The organism is Dactylosporangium sp. NPDC005555 (assembly GCF_040605635.1).
Classification (GTDB): Bacteria; Actinomycetota; Actinomycetes; order Mycobacteriales; family Micromonosporaceae; genus Dactylosporangium.
The window spans coordinates 339,931-352,379 of record NZ_JBEXDG010000002.1; the positions used below are offsets into that span (position 1 = coordinate 339,931).

Annotated in this window: 12 protein-coding genes, 1 tRNA gene and 1 pseudogene; 5 read left to right on the plus strand and 9 right to left on the minus strand. The window is 64.3% G+C overall.

Features of this window, described 5'->3' with window-relative positions:
* Positions 1–180: 180 nt before the first annotated feature.
* Positions 181–576, minus strand: a complete 396-nt coding sequence (locus ABZS58_RS04225) for an NUDIX hydrolase (protein WP_354777386.1) — start codon at positions 574–576, stop codon at positions 181–183.
* Positions 577–928: 352 nt separating this feature from the next.
* Here ABZS58_RS04225 and ABZS58_RS04230 point away from each other — a divergent pair.
* Positions 929–1,003: transfer RNA gene (locus ABZS58_RS04230), tRNA-Lys, on the plus strand.
* Between the two features lie 19 nt (positions 1,004–1,022).
* On the opposite strand, the gene ABZS58_RS04235 is transcribed toward ABZS58_RS04230, so the two are convergent.
* Both ABZS58_RS04235 and ABZS58_RS04240 read right to left on the minus strand, forming a co-directional pair.
* Positions 1,023–1,778: a site-specific integrase gene (locus ABZS58_RS04235; protein WP_354777440.1), complete on the minus strand. Its 756-nt coding sequence runs from the start codon at positions 1,776–1,778 to the stop codon at positions 1,023–1,025.
* The gene (locus ABZS58_RS04240; RefSeq protein WP_354777442.1) at positions 1,733–2,503 is read right to left on the minus strand and encodes a hypothetical protein; all 771 of its coding nucleotides are present in this window, start codon (positions 2,501–2,503) and stop codon (positions 1,733–1,735) included. Before ABZS58_RS04240 ends, ABZS58_RS04235 begins: the two co-directional genes overlap by 46 nt.
* A gap of 319 nt (positions 2,504–2,822) precedes the next feature.
* On the opposite strand from ABZS58_RS04240, the gene ABZS58_RS04245 reads away from it, so the two are divergent.
* Positions 2,823–3,386 carry a hypothetical protein gene (locus ABZS58_RS04245; RefSeq protein WP_354777388.1) on the plus strand — a complete coding sequence of 188 codons (564 nt, stop codon included), beginning with the start codon at positions 2,823–2,825 and terminating at the stop codon, positions 3,384–3,386.
* A 10-nt stretch (positions 3,387–3,396) separates the two neighbouring features.
* Positions 3,397–4,377, plus strand: a complete 981-nt coding sequence (locus tag ABZS58_RS04250; protein ID WP_354777390.1) for an SMI1/KNR4 family protein — start codon at positions 3,397–3,399, stop codon at positions 4,375–4,377.
* A 188-nt stretch (positions 4,378–4,565) separates the two neighbouring features.
* Here ABZS58_RS04250 and ABZS58_RS04255 read toward each other — a convergent pair whose 3' ends face one another.
* Positions 4,566–5,069: a PDZ domain-containing protein gene (locus ABZS58_RS04255; protein WP_354777392.1), complete on the minus strand. Its 504-nt coding sequence runs from the start codon at positions 5,067–5,069 to the stop codon at positions 4,566–4,568.
* A 342-nt stretch (positions 5,070–5,411) separates the two neighbouring features.
* Here ABZS58_RS04255 and ABZS58_RS04260 point away from each other — a divergent pair.
* Positions 5,412–5,810, plus strand: a pseudogene (locus tag ABZS58_RS04260) (transposase family protein); the annotation flags it as partial.
* Between the two features lie 286 nt (positions 5,811–6,096).
* On the opposite strand, the gene ABZS58_RS04265 reads toward ABZS58_RS04260, so the two are convergent.
* The 5 genes from ABZS58_RS04265 to ABZS58_RS04285 all read right to left on the minus strand — a co-directional run bounded on the left by ABZS58_RS04265 (position 6,097) and on the right by ABZS58_RS04285 (position 11,322).
* Positions 6,097–7,245 carry an FtsX-like permease family protein gene (locus tag ABZS58_RS04265; RefSeq protein ID WP_354777394.1) on the minus strand — a complete coding sequence of 383 codons (1,149 nt, stop codon included), beginning with the start codon at positions 7,243–7,245 and terminating at the stop codon, positions 6,097–6,099.
* A complete protein-coding gene (locus tag ABZS58_RS04270; protein ID WP_354777396.1) occupies positions 7,242–7,895 on the minus strand; it encodes an ATP-binding cassette domain-containing protein in 654 nt (217 codons plus the stop codon). Before ABZS58_RS04270 ends, ABZS58_RS04265 begins: the two co-directional genes overlap by 4 nt.
* A complete protein-coding gene (locus tag ABZS58_RS04275; protein ID WP_354777398.1) occupies positions 7,892–8,650 on the minus strand; it encodes a peptidoglycan-binding domain-containing protein in 759 nt (252 codons plus the stop codon). The genes ABZS58_RS04270 and ABZS58_RS04275 overlap by 4 nt, the downstream gene beginning before the upstream one ends.
* A gap of 334 nt (positions 8,651–8,984) precedes the next feature.
* Positions 8,985–9,509 (minus strand): hypothetical protein, encoded by a 525-nt coding sequence (locus ABZS58_RS04280; protein ID WP_354777400.1) that lies wholly within the window; start codon positions 9,507–9,509, stop codon positions 8,985–8,987.
* 622 nt (positions 9,510–10,131) lie between these two features.
* Positions 10,132–11,322 (minus strand): hypothetical protein, encoded by a 1,191-nt coding sequence (locus ABZS58_RS04285; protein WP_354777402.1) that lies wholly within the window; start codon positions 11,320–11,322, stop codon positions 10,132–10,134.
* A 244-nt stretch (positions 11,323–11,566) separates the two neighbouring features.
* Here ABZS58_RS04285 and ABZS58_RS04290 point away from each other — a divergent pair, with 244 nt between their 5' ends.
* Entirely contained in the window at positions 11,567–12,097 is a 531-nt protein-coding gene (locus ABZS58_RS04290) for a hypothetical protein (protein ID WP_354777404.1), read from the plus strand.
* The last annotated feature ends 352 nt before the right edge of the window (positions 12,098–12,449 follow it).

Consider the following 12,449-nt stretch of genomic DNA (forward strand, 5'->3'; position numbering starts at 1 on the left):
GCAAGGAAGGCCACGGCAAAGAGGTGCGGAAAGAAAATTATTTGAATGACGAAGACCGTGCAGGTGGCAACTAGAGCGGGGAGTGCTGTACGCCACCTCCGCAGGACCGCCCGGAGAATCTCAGAAAAACTCACTAGAGCCACCTCGAAAGAACCAGGAAAGCAGTGACAACCTTGACCTTCACCGAGAGATAGTTGAGAGGTCCGGTGGGACGGCCCCGCAGCATGCCATCCAGCTACGCGCCGACAGGGTCATACAGCCGTGCCGGCACCATCCGCGCCAGGTCGTCCCGGTCGCACCACACGACCTCGGCGACCTCCGCCGGCGCCGTCCCAGTACCTGGCAGGCGACATACCCGGTCCACCGCCCGGTCACGGGATGCACCCGTTCCCCGAGCCACCCGACCGGCCCGACCGGCAGTCCCGTTTCCTCCCGCGCCTCACGGACCGCCGCCTCCGCGTCTGATTCCCCGGCCTCAGCCTTGCCCGCCGGAAACTGCCAGACCAACCCGACCTCCGGCACGCCGCGACGCACCAGCAGGACCCGACCACCGTGCACAACCACCGCAGCCGCCACCCGCGGCCGCTGATCACCGAGCCGGCACGATCAACCACCATCACATCGCTCCACCGTGCGACACTCCTGCGGACAGCGTCCCGGATCGCGACGCACCACCAGACACCGCCAACATCGCTGCTGGGGCCACGAACGACCGTCGCAGCCACTCAACCACAGCACCTCCTACGACCGTTCTCCGGCAACCTTTCTGCGGCCAGCGTGACACGACGTCGAACTCGACCACGCCAGCCGCAAGCCACGGTCGAGCGGAGGCGGAAGATGCGTCGTCAAAAGGCTCCTGAGCTGCTGAAACACGCCCAGCGGTAAGTCGGTATGCCTGGTCGGACGGCGACCGGTACCCTGTAACCGCGGGCTGCTAGCTCAATGGCAGAGCTGCGGACTTTTAATCCGTAGGTTCTCGGTTCGAGTCCGAGGCGGCCCACCAGCTGACCTGCGGTTTTATGCTACCGATTCGTCCGATGTGGACGGTGGTTGCTCGTCGCGCGCTTCTTCCCGCTCCTACTCTCCCGCGGTCCATTCGGCCACGATGCTTGGGCTTGACCTGCGGTTTTACGGTTCACGGGCCGTTCCGGAGTGCCGAGTGTTGCGGATCTGGCGCCGTGGTCGCCGTACTCGTTGCGTCGCTTCTTGATCTGCTTCCGCACGGCCCGTGCCGCGGTCAGGACGAGTTCGGCGGTGGCTGCGGCGGCTCGCCGTTGGGATTCGGGTAGGACGCTGGTGTAGGTGTCGGCGGTCAGGACGATGCTGGCGTGCCCGAGTTGGTCTTGGATGGTCTTGAGGTCGGCGCCGGCCTGGTGGGCGAGGGACGCGGCGCCGTGGCGGAGGTCGTGCAGCCGGATCGGCGGCAGTTCTGCGAGGCCGCAAAGTCGGCGGAAGCGGTGGGTGAGGTAGTCCGGGTGCAGCGGGCGCCCGTCGACGCGGGTGAACACGTAGCCGGTGTCCTGCCACTGCTGCCCGGCGGCGAGGCGTTCCAGGCGCTGGCGGCGCGCGTGTTCGCGGAGGACCTGGACGGTGTGTCGGTCCAGGGCGATGACCCGGCGGCTGGCCGCGCTCTTCGGCGGTCCGACGTAGATCAGCCGTCCGGTGCAGGTGATCTGCTGGACGATGGTGGCGGTGCCGTGCTGGAGATCGACGTCGCACCAGCGCAGCCCGGCTACTTCGCCCCGGCGAAGGCCGCGCAGCGCGGTGAGCCACCACAGCGCGTAGAGCCGGTCGGCGGCGACTCGGTCGAGGAACGCGGCGAGGTGTTCGGCGGTCCAGACGGTGACCTTGTCGCGGGTGCCGTGCTGCCGCCACTGCTCGACGCGTTCCTGGGCCAGACGACGGCGTGCGGCCGGGGCCGGCTGGGAAGTTCGACTCGCCGGGCGGGGTTGTCGGTGATGAGGTCGTTGCGGATGGCGGCGTTGAGTGCGCCGCGCAGGGTGGCGCAGATGCGGTGCAGGGTGGCGGGGGCGAGGGGTTGGCCGCTGCGGGTAGTTTGCTTCGCCAGGTCGGCGAACATGCCAGTGAGGTGCCTGACGGTGACGTCGGCGAGGCGGAGTCGGCCGAGGTGTGGGATGAGGTACTGCTCGATGTGCTGGGTGTAGACCCGCAACGTCGTCGGCCGGATTGACGTCCTGGTAGTCAACCAGTACCGCAGCCACCGCTCCACGGTCCAACGCTGACCGGTGAACCGTTCCAGGGACTGGTCCAGGACGCCATCGCGGGCTCGGGTGGCAGCAGCCTGGGACGGGAACCCACCGCGGCGGACCTGGGTAGAGCGGCCTCGGATGTCGCGGACGCGGCAGTCGAACTGCCAGTTACCGTGCCCACGCTCCACCAGGCGGGGGCAAGTGCGGTTCCGGCGTCGGCCAGCCTGTCCGGCGACGCTGCAGGTGCAGGACTTGAAGATCACACCGCGGCTTGCCATGAGGCATCTCCACATTGAGCGGGGTGGGTCGACTGACACCACCCAGGCTGCGACTCGCTACGCAACCACGGTCCGCGGTCCACCAACTCCCACCCGATGGTGTCAGCAACCGCCGGGCACGTCTCCGCGACCGCATGATCGATACCGCAGCGGTCATGTTTCCGCACATGCCGATGACAGTGCACGTGATCTTGCTGATTGAAAGGTCATATCTTCACGCGCTATGCGCGGGATGGTGACGATTCCAACGCCACAGGCGCTGTCCTGAACGGGACCGTTATGATGGCGCCCCGGTGGACAGACCGGTCGGTGATCGCCGAAGGGAGGTCAGCTTGTGGGGCTCGATTACAGCTTCGTTCTCTACGTGCCACGGGCTGCCCTACGTCCCTTGCTCGAGGCGGTGGCGGCTCAGGCGGAGCCGCACGGCGACGAGCACACAGTTGTAGTGTTTGACGACGGCAGAACGCTGACCATGCCGTTCACGAGCCCTTCCCGCGCGACGTTGTTCACGTCCGGCCAGACGATCACGGCGAGCCCGCCCCGTCTCGAGCTCAACACCGTCATCCGGTTCCCGGCCGACGAGTACCTGTTGGCATACCGGGCTGAAGAGGCGGTACACGGATCGCAGGTGTCGATCGGCATCATCTACCTGACCACGTGGGACCGCACGAACCTGATGCCGGGCTGTGTCAGCGTGAGTTTCACGGCTGCGACGACCTCCATGAGCCGGCTCTTCGTCGCATCACCGTCGGTGCGTGGCTTCTTCATCGGCCTGGCCCGGCACGTCGGCGCCCATTTGTGCATCCTCGATGTCGAGGACGACGGGTTCATCGCACTGTACACACCTCAGCCGAACCCGATTCTGGAGCATTTGGAGCGGCCCCGTCCGGCCGCCTGAGTATCCGACCATGCCGCTGCGGGCGCGTGGCCGTCGGCCGGAGCTTGTCACGGTGGGTCACGGGGACGGCGAGGACGAGGGTTCCTGTCCTGCCGATGAGCGGTCACGGGCGTTTCTGGGTTTCTCGCCGACAGCTGTGGCTATCGTGTCGGTCTTCGGTGGTGTATTGGCTGTGACAGAGGAGTGGTTAACGGTGCGGCAGCCGGCGATGTTGTGGGAGGTGCCGGCGTTCCTCCCATACGTGCAGCCTCGGCTCACGTCGGCGGCGGTGCGTGCTGCGGAGCGGCAGCTCGGGGTGACGTTGCCGGCTACGTATCTGGCGATGCTGGAGACGCAGAACGGGGGCTATCTGCGGGCGACCTGGCCCGAGCTGCCGCACCGGCGGCTGGATGGGCTCGGCCCGAACTTCCCCGGCGTGACGGCCGGCCGTGCGTGGTGGCAGGCGCCGGATGCGGAGGATGAGATGTGGGTGCCGCCGGAGCCGGGCCTGCTGGTGCCGTTCGACGGCGAGGGGCACTGGGATTTGTGTTGGGACTACCGCACCGCAGGTCCGCGCGTCGAACCAGCCGTCACCTACATCGACGTCGACGCCGAGGAGCAGGTGACGATTGCCGGTTCGTTCGACGCGTTCCTAGATGGCCTTGTGGACGAGGTCGAAACGACGGCCATGCGGGTGATGGCCGACATCAGCCTCGACACGTTCGGCCAGATCCTTGCCGAGGTGAGCGGCCACGAGATCGAGGACCAGGGCGATTGGAACCACGGCTATAGGGAGCTGCGCGCCCGGCTGGGCGAGCAAGCGTGGCTCTGGGTGAGCCCAAACCGGGTTCCAGCAGGGTTCGACCGCGACGGGGCACACGTTGTTACGACGCCGGAGACCGCTCTGCGCCTGCCGGCCGATCCCGACTGCCACCTCATCGTCCAGTGCACTTCCGACGCCACTGCCGCTGTGCAGGCGATGCTCAAGGCCGCAGGTCACTGGCACGACTGACAGAGACGCGCCTGCGCTGCTTCTGCCGCCGATCATGTGCGCAAGTTTGCCGAACCGGTCAGGCCGTGTGACGAAATGGCAGGCGGTGGCCTGCGTTCGCTCGTGCCGAAAGTCGTGCACTGGATCATGCACATTGGGCGCCACCGGACGGCTCTCGTCCGTCGTGACACCAAAAGCGCTGGTTCGGCTCACTCCGGTCTGAGACCGAGTACAACGGCGAGGCTCGCGGTCGACCCGTCTCGCCATATCGTCAGCGCAAGTTGATCCCCAGGCTTTGCCGCATTTTTCTTTTCGATCAATGCGGCGGCGCCGGTCAAACCCTCGCCGTCCGCGTGCGTCACGACATCGCCTTGGCGCAGCCCGTGTCGTTCTGCGGGGCCTCCTGCGGCGACAACACCGATCTGGGCGCCGTTGGTGGCGTCCAGCAGTTGCGCACCGAGGTACGGCGGGCCTGGCGGGTTTGCGATCAGAACGGCCGTCCCGGTCATGACGCAACATCCATGGTCGCCGCCCACAGCGGTCCTGATGTCAACGATGCCGTTCGCGCCAAGCTGCTGAGCCTGCTCCACCAGAGACTTGACCATTTTCGGCATCTTGCCGCCGAAGTTCGCGTTGAGATTGGCGTTCGCGAAGACGAGCCCTTTTACCTCGTACACCAGACCCGGCGGCTCGGCCAGGGTAGACATCAGCATGCGATCCCCCTCCAGTCACATCAGCTTGCATACGTCTGTCAATGGCATCTCCACGGTTCAGCCCGCCAGCCTACTAACGCCAAGATCAGCCGTCCGAACATGCGGCCGAGAGTGCTTGATCACGTAGCCGATGAGCGCGCACGTGATCGAACACAACCGCACCACCTGATCACACCACGTCACCCGTTCGTTGCCCGGAAAGGCTCAGTGAGCCTTTTCCAACCTGAGCCTGCTGGTCAGGTTGGGTGCCAGCGGTAGGGCATGGGCTGGTGTCGAGACGGGGAGAGGCTTCCGGTAAGACAGCAATCGACCAAGAACGTTGCCCTCCCGTGAAGCCTCTCGATGCTGTCCTACCCGTCGGCGATCTCGTTGTCCAGCCGCAGCCTCAACCACCTCACCGCCCTGATCCGCAGCCATCGACAGACGCTACGGTCGCGGTGGCGGCGCCTCGACCCGGGCCGCCAAGCCCTGCTCGCACTGGCCCATCTACGCAACGGTGACACCTACGCCCAGATCGCGGCCGGGTTCGGCATCGGTGTCGCCACCGCCTGGCGGTACATCCGCGAAGCCATCAACCTGCTCGCCGCCACCGCACCAACCCTTACCGAGGCGATGCACCGCATCCGCCGGCTGGCGTTCGTCATCCTCGACGGCACGCTCATCGCCATCGACCGCATCCGCGGGCACAAGGACCGGGCCCACTACTCGGGCTGTGGGAATCAAGGTGCGCTGCTACGGGTGTGATCTGACCCGTACTCCGGCTGGCCATCGGTGCCTGGAGCCTCGCCCCTCATCGATGCCTGGGTCCGCCGCACCCACCCTGAGCTGCAAGGTCAGCTTGGAAATGGCTCAGTGTCTTGGATGGCGACAGTTCCAGGTTGAGCTCGTTACGCAGAAGCGCCGCGAGAAGGTTCTTGATGTCGATATGGGTTATCAGTACATGGCCGCTGGCGATGCGGACTGTGTCATAGCAGGCGTGTTGGCGTCGTGACGGTGTCCACGACGCCAACGTTGCTGTTTCGGTCGGTTACGGAACTCGCAGCTCATACAGTGGATCGCGGCGAGCTGCCAGAAGCGCTGGCGGTAGTGCGGCGAGGAGCGCTACGAAGAACGCTGTGATGGCGACGGCGGCGACGAAAGACACCGGAGGGATGACGGCGCTCGTAGCGAGGAGGATTAGTATCGAGGCACTGAGGCCCACCACGACTCCACCGATCGCGAGGAGTCCGACCTGGCTTAGCAGAAGGCATACGATCAGCTGCCGCGTCGCCCCCAAAGCGCGACGACGTCCGAAATCCCGCCGGCGCATGGTGACAAGGGCGAGTAGATTGATCATTGTCAAAGCAGTCGAGATGGCCAGAATTCCAAGGACAGTGCCGTGACCGTAGGCGTTCAACTCGCCGTCAACCATCGCCCGGACAGCCGCGAGCTGTGAGGAGGTCTGGACGGAAACCTTGGTTGGATCAATGCCTGTGAGAAACCCATTGACCACTGCGGTCACCGCGTCGACGTCGCTCGGCGACACGGCGAGAACGATCAGCGTTGATAGCACATCGGAGTGGTCCGCGGTGTTGTCGCCATGCGCGGCGTGCGTTGGGAGCACGATCAATGGTTCAAGAAAACTGAGATGTGGCGGAACTCGTAGACCGCTGACGACCGTGACGTCTTCACCGTCATCGGTGATCACGCCGCCGCTGCCGTCCAGGAGTCCGAGATCGCGAGCCGCCTGCGCCGAGGCAACAGCCACTGACGGAAAGGCCGGGCTCGCTAGTGAGGCTGGCGAACTATTCGCAGCCTCGGCCGACGAGCCAAGATCACCGTAGAGCCTGCGGACTGGCACCTTGCCGCCGTCCGATACCTGGACATTGTGCGCGTCGACCGGCGGCCCTAGACCAGCGACGGCAGCTATCGCATGTACGGCACGGAGCCGGGTGACGACGTCCGCGGTGACACCAGCACTCGGGTCCAATCGCACGATAATGCTGCGAGTGTCCATGGAATCGATCGTCGCGATGACCGACTGCTGTGTCGCGGCAGTACGTCCAGTGGTCAGCAGAACCGCGACACACATCCCGCCAACCATGGCGACCGTGAGCAGGCTGGCGACCAGCTGGCTGCGAGCGCTCGCGGCCGCTTCATATATCAGGGCAGCCGCCCTGGACAATGATGCCTTCATAATACGATGTGCTGGTCGCAGTTCGCCGCGATCACTGGATCGTGAGTCGCAATGATCACACAGGATCCGTTTGCCGCGTGGTGCTTCAAGGCATCGATGACTAGCTCCGTCGTGACAGGGTCCAGGTTTCCTGTCGGCTCATCAGCGAGTACCACAGCCGGGTCCGCGAGCAGGGCGCGGCACAAAGCGATCCGTTGTGCCTGACCACCGGAGATTTGTCCCGGCTTATGCGTTGCGCGCAGTTGAACGCCGAACTGTTCGAGCAGGTCGTGAGCGCGTGCAATTGCCACACGGCGTGGCTGTCCGCGATACAGTGCGGTCTCCACGACATTGTCCAGCACCGATCTAGTGGGATCCAAGGCTGCATCCTGGAAAACGAAACCGAAGTTGCGGGCACGAAGTCGGGCACGTGCGCTGTCACTCATAGTGTTCGCTGGTGATCCGTTGAAGAGGACGTGACCCTCGTCGGCATGAAGGATCAGGCCCAACACATAAAGTAACGTTGACTTACCTCTGCCCGACACTCCAGTGAGCGCGGTGACGGTGCCTCGGTAAAAGCGTGCATCCAGTTGTGAAATCACCGGCTGGCCAGCGACGTAGGAGAAGGTCAGGTCGGACGCCGCGAGCAGTGGGATGTCAGTCGGGGTCATGACTCTCTGGCCTCTGGCTTGCCGGGCGCCCGGACCACCTCACCTGCTTCGACGCCCTTGATGACGGCGGTCCCGCCTGCGTTGGCAACGATGGTCACCTGGCGAAAGGTGCCGTCGGCCAGGATGACCCCCGCGTTCCCGGACACGTCAGTTACCAGCGAGACCGTTGGCACGACGATGCCTGATGTTGGGGCCACCAGCCAGATTCGACTCGGATACAACGTTTCTCCATCGATCTTCACCGCGGCGCACTGTGTCCCACAGATCGCCTCGTTGCTAGCGGATGCCAGGTGCGCGACACGTGCGCCCTTGTCATCTGCCACAACATCCGCGATCTTGGCAGTCCAACGACCACCATCTCCTTGGATGTCGACGATCATGCCCGATGAGAGCATGCGTGCCTGATTCTCCGGCAAGTCGATTTTGAACTGTGGGGTGGAGGGAAGCACTTGGACTGAGGTCTCTCCGCCCGCGAGCCGGGCGCCTACCACGACCCGCGGGTCAAGTGCGAGGCGGGCGGGCAGTTGCGACACATAGATGACGTCGCCCTTAAGGACCGCCCCGTCCGAAGCGATTCCCAAGCTGCGCTGCCAACGCTTGACGGCGTCGGTGACTGTACTGTCGAACTTCCCGTCGACCGTCCCAGCCGGAAAGCCCAATTTCGTTAGCAATGCCTGAAGCTGTGCTACGTCCGTTCCTTGATCTCCTGCATGCAGATCCCGAAATGCAGGAACGGCGCCGACCCCGACCACCACTGGGCGGAGGTCAACCGTGTAGAGCGTCGTTCCGACTGGAACGACTGTTCCGCTCTGCAACTTTACTGTTGTAACTGTTCCGGAAGCAGCATTGGGAAGCACCGCAGTCGGCGACCAGCGAGCTGAGGCATTGAGTCGGAACGACTGCTCGACCGTTCCCTCCTCAGCTGACACCAAGGTGTATGGCGGGGAGTCCAACACGGCCGGCGGGGGGCCGAGCAGTGTGCGCAGCGCCCATCCACCCCCAACGCCGCCGGCCAAGATCAGCAACGCAACCGCAACCAGGGCGGGCCGGACGCGACTTAAAATCTTCGGCATGGCTGTGCCGGGTCTCCTATGGCTGCGGGCACTTCGTGAACACCTTGTCGAGCTCAGCCGAAGAATTCGTCCCCGACACCACGTACTGGTACGGGTCCCACAGAGGGTTTCCGCTGCTGATCATGGATTCGACGGACTTCTGCTTGCTCGGAGGTGGGGGTATGTCGTAGCCGAGCTGCTTGACGCATTTGCCGACCGCGACGAGTGCATCGTACCGGGCCTCGGCCTGCTGCTGCGTCAACGGAGGGGGTGGCTTGTCATATCCGAACTTCGCTTCGCAGTCGGCGGTATCTTTCTCGTACTGATCTTTCTGTGCAACTGGGATGCCATTGGTGGACCGCCAGCCGCCATCACGGTCGACGGTGATGTCCCATCCCAGCCCTCGCATGCAGCCAGCCATCTTCTCGGCACCCTCATACAGGCTGCCCTTGGCTGGAGTCGACTGGATGGCAGGGTTTTCGTCTTTACTAGCGCCGCATGCCGCCAGCGCCACGGCCACGGCCACGGCACTGGCGAACACACCGAAACGTTTGATAATCATTGCTTCCTTACGATACGCAGTCCGCAGACCACTGATCCATTGCACCGGCCGTCTGTACGGCCCAGGAGTCGACGCTCTGGAAGCCGTAGTACCCATACTGATGGTAGTACGTGTTCAGATCGAGAGGGCTCCAGTTCTTGGGGTACACCGTCCCGGCCTTCGTTACCTCGTGATGTGCATTGCCCTTGCCGTGGCTGTGCGTGACGACAGTGCGCCCCGAGGGGCATGACTTGCTGAATCCGGTTTTAATATCCGCAAAGCTGGGCGTCCCCAGCATCGCCAACATCACCGCTGCCGCGCCAGCGACCGTTCCCCCTCGTCGTAGGATAGTCCGGCCTCGCTTGTTCCCCGTGCGTGCGGTCACTCCAGTGCCTCCCTGTTCGAATATGGACGGCGGTCCGGGTGCACCGATTCGCATAATGGTGACCCGTATCGCTTTGGAGCCGCTCGGACAGCAGAATGAATGCGTGCTACAGCAGTCAATATTTCGACTGGCCGTTATGTTGCCCTATTGCCAAACGGACGGTGGTGTCTCGGCGTCAGCATGGGCTGGGAGTGCTGCCGATGATGCAAGGCAAGCTGGACCACCTACTACCGCAGATCATCGACGTCAATGCAGCGTCTAGAAGGTGGCGATGACCGCGCCGTACCACGAGATCGTCTGAGTGGCGTCGGCGTAGTAGAGCCGCCACGTGCACCCACTGTTTGGCGCACCGATGTTGCACGGCACAGTGGTGGTCGTGTCGCCGCCTTTGATGATGCCCTTGGCGAGGACCTTGCCGGTGTCCGGTGACGGCAGCTCGAACACCGGGCCGCCACTGTCGCCCGGTCCGGCACTTTGAGTGTGATTTACCTGCTCAGCCTTCACCATGGGGTATTGATCGCCCCACGTTACGTTGTTGGCCTTGACCTGGATGGAACAGATGACACCGGACCGTGACCCCGAAGTGCACACCCAGTTGCCGACATTGCTGAATGTGGCGCCTTGCACGGCCTTCGAGTAGTTGCTGAGGTTGCCGCCGTCCCACATCCGGCCCATTCCGGGACCGTTGATCAACGCGGTGTCCCGTGAGTCGTTGTCGCCCGTAATGGTGCCGATAAGCTGGCCGCCACCGTCGTAGACCGAATTTCCGTTCGATCCGCAGTGACCGGCGTAGAGCATGCGAGGGCTGCCGCCCACCGTGACCGCGAAACCGGCGGTGCAATTGCTGGTGCGCGCTCCACCGTAGTAGTACGGGCTGTCGTCCTCGCGCGAGAAGTCCACCTTGCCAGCCGATTCGGCGGTGTCGTCGAAAATCGGCACCTGGGACGTCGTGAGACTAGCCCGGGTCCGGCCAGCAGCTTTAGCGCCCTGGTTCCAAACCACGTGCACGCCACTGCCGTCCGGCAACGGCGCGCTCTCCGCGACCGCCGAATCGGCGCCGGCGGACCGTGACGCCGCCAGGAGTTCCTCGGCGTTAAACTTAGCAGGCAGCACCCGAATCGGTACAACCTTGCCCTCGACCGCGATCAGCCGACCGATATCGCTCGGAACCGTCCCTTTCCAGTACACGTCGAGCCGCCGGTTCTCGGGAGCGGCAATCACGCCGGAATAGCCGCTGCCGGGATCGGCGGCGGCCTTCTGAATGACCGTGGCAGCGGCATTGAGCTTGCGCTGCATGTCGGCAAGGGCATACCAGTCGCTAAAGCCACCGGGAACCACTGAGGGTTCAGTTGAAGGGCTGGCGGCCGCTGGTCCTGGCGTGTACAGAAGCGCCACGCTCGCGATCAGCCCCACTGATGCCTTGAATACGACGAACCTCATCACCGACATGGCCTCCTCCCGCTCCGGAGCGGGACGAACCATAGATGAATCTCTACAGCCCCCGCTGCCGTGGAGGTACTGTAAGCGGCAGTGATCGTCAATGTCACCCCTATCGGTGTCCGCCTATACTCCGTACCATGTCCGGACTGCCGAGCCGAGGGGTGCCTCAATTCGGGAACCCGCCGAACAGCGCGGTCTGCCATACTGCATGACAGGGGGTGCCATGCCAAGGACAGCTTCGTGGGCGGCAGGATTGATCATCGTCGCGGCCATGTCCGGCTGCGCCAGCACACCCAACGAACAACGACCCGCACCCGGTGCCACCTCGGCCCAGACCTTGGATTCCACGATGAGCATCCCCGGTCAGCAGGAGCTCAACATCATCGCTGACGCCGTTCAGGCGATCGGCCGGCAGGACTTCGTCGAAGTATTCGCAGGTGTAGAGACCGACGCCGCGAACGGCCGAGTCGTGGTGTATCGCGTGCCGTCTGCGTCGTTCGACCGGATGATCGCCAGCCGGACGGACGTCCGGCGGATCCAGGTCTCCGATGCGCAGTACTCCGAGCGGCGCCTGCTGGACCTGGTCGAGCGGATTAAGACCCGCGAGCACGACTGGCAGCAGGCCGGCATGTCGGTCAATCTCCTGGGCGTCCGCCACGACGGCGCCTGCGCCACAGTCGGCACGATGACTGTCGAGCCTTTCAGGCGGTGGCTGGCGGACCGCTTCCCCGGCGAACCGATCTGCATCGAGGAGTCCGGACCGGCAGCCTCCTGGGGCGGTTGAGCCGACCGCCTCAGCCCTGCCGTTGCCCCAGATCTGGTCCCACATCAGCCATGACGGAGAGACGGATGTCGTAGAGCCGATGCTCGTGGCAGCCGAGAAGGCCCCTTTCCATGCAACGCCTTGGCGCCGTCGGCGATCGCCATACGGTCGGACGATCCTACCCGGCCGGCTCTTCATGTAGACGCACACCGTCATTTCCCCGACGCCTGCATCCGCAGGTCAAGCCTCAGGCCAAGCTTCGCAGGGGGCTGTCGAGCCCTAGTAGCGTGTCGCCGCTAATTCGCGGGGTTGATGGTGTGGACTGGTGGCTGGTGGGCTTCATCCCCTGAACAGTCCGCCGGGAGTGGGTTGT

What these genes read in the sequence shown, in the direction of transcription:
- ABZS58_RS04240 (WP_354777442.1), bottom strand. Translation starts at nt 2,503, where the DNA reads ATGTGGAGATGCCTCATGGCAAGCCGCGGTGTGATCTTCAAGTCCTGC.
- ABZS58_RS04250 (WP_354777390.1), top strand. Translation starts at nt 3,397, where the DNA reads ATGCCGCTGCGGGCGCGTGGCCGTCGGCCGGAGCTTGTCACGGTGGGT.
- ABZS58_RS04255 (WP_354777392.1), bottom strand. Translation starts at nt 5,069, where the DNA reads ATGCTGATGTCTACCCTGGCCGAGCCGCCGGGTCTGGTGTACGAGGTA.
- ABZS58_RS04265 (WP_354777394.1), bottom strand. Translation starts at nt 7,245, where the DNA reads ATGAAGGCATCATTGTCCAGGGCGGCTGCCCTGATATATGAAGCGGCC.
- ABZS58_RS04270 (WP_354777396.1), bottom strand. Translation starts at nt 7,895, where the DNA reads ATGACCCCGACTGACATCCCACTGCTCGCGGCGTCCGACCTGACCTTC.
- ABZS58_RS04280 (WP_354777400.1), bottom strand. Translation starts at nt 9,509, where the DNA reads ATGATTATCAAACGTTTCGGTGTGTTCGCCAGTGCCGTGGCCGTGGCC.
- ABZS58_RS04285 (WP_354777402.1), bottom strand. Translation starts at nt 11,322, where the DNA reads ATGTCGGTGATGAGGTTCGTCGTATTCAAGGCATCAGTGGGGCTGATC.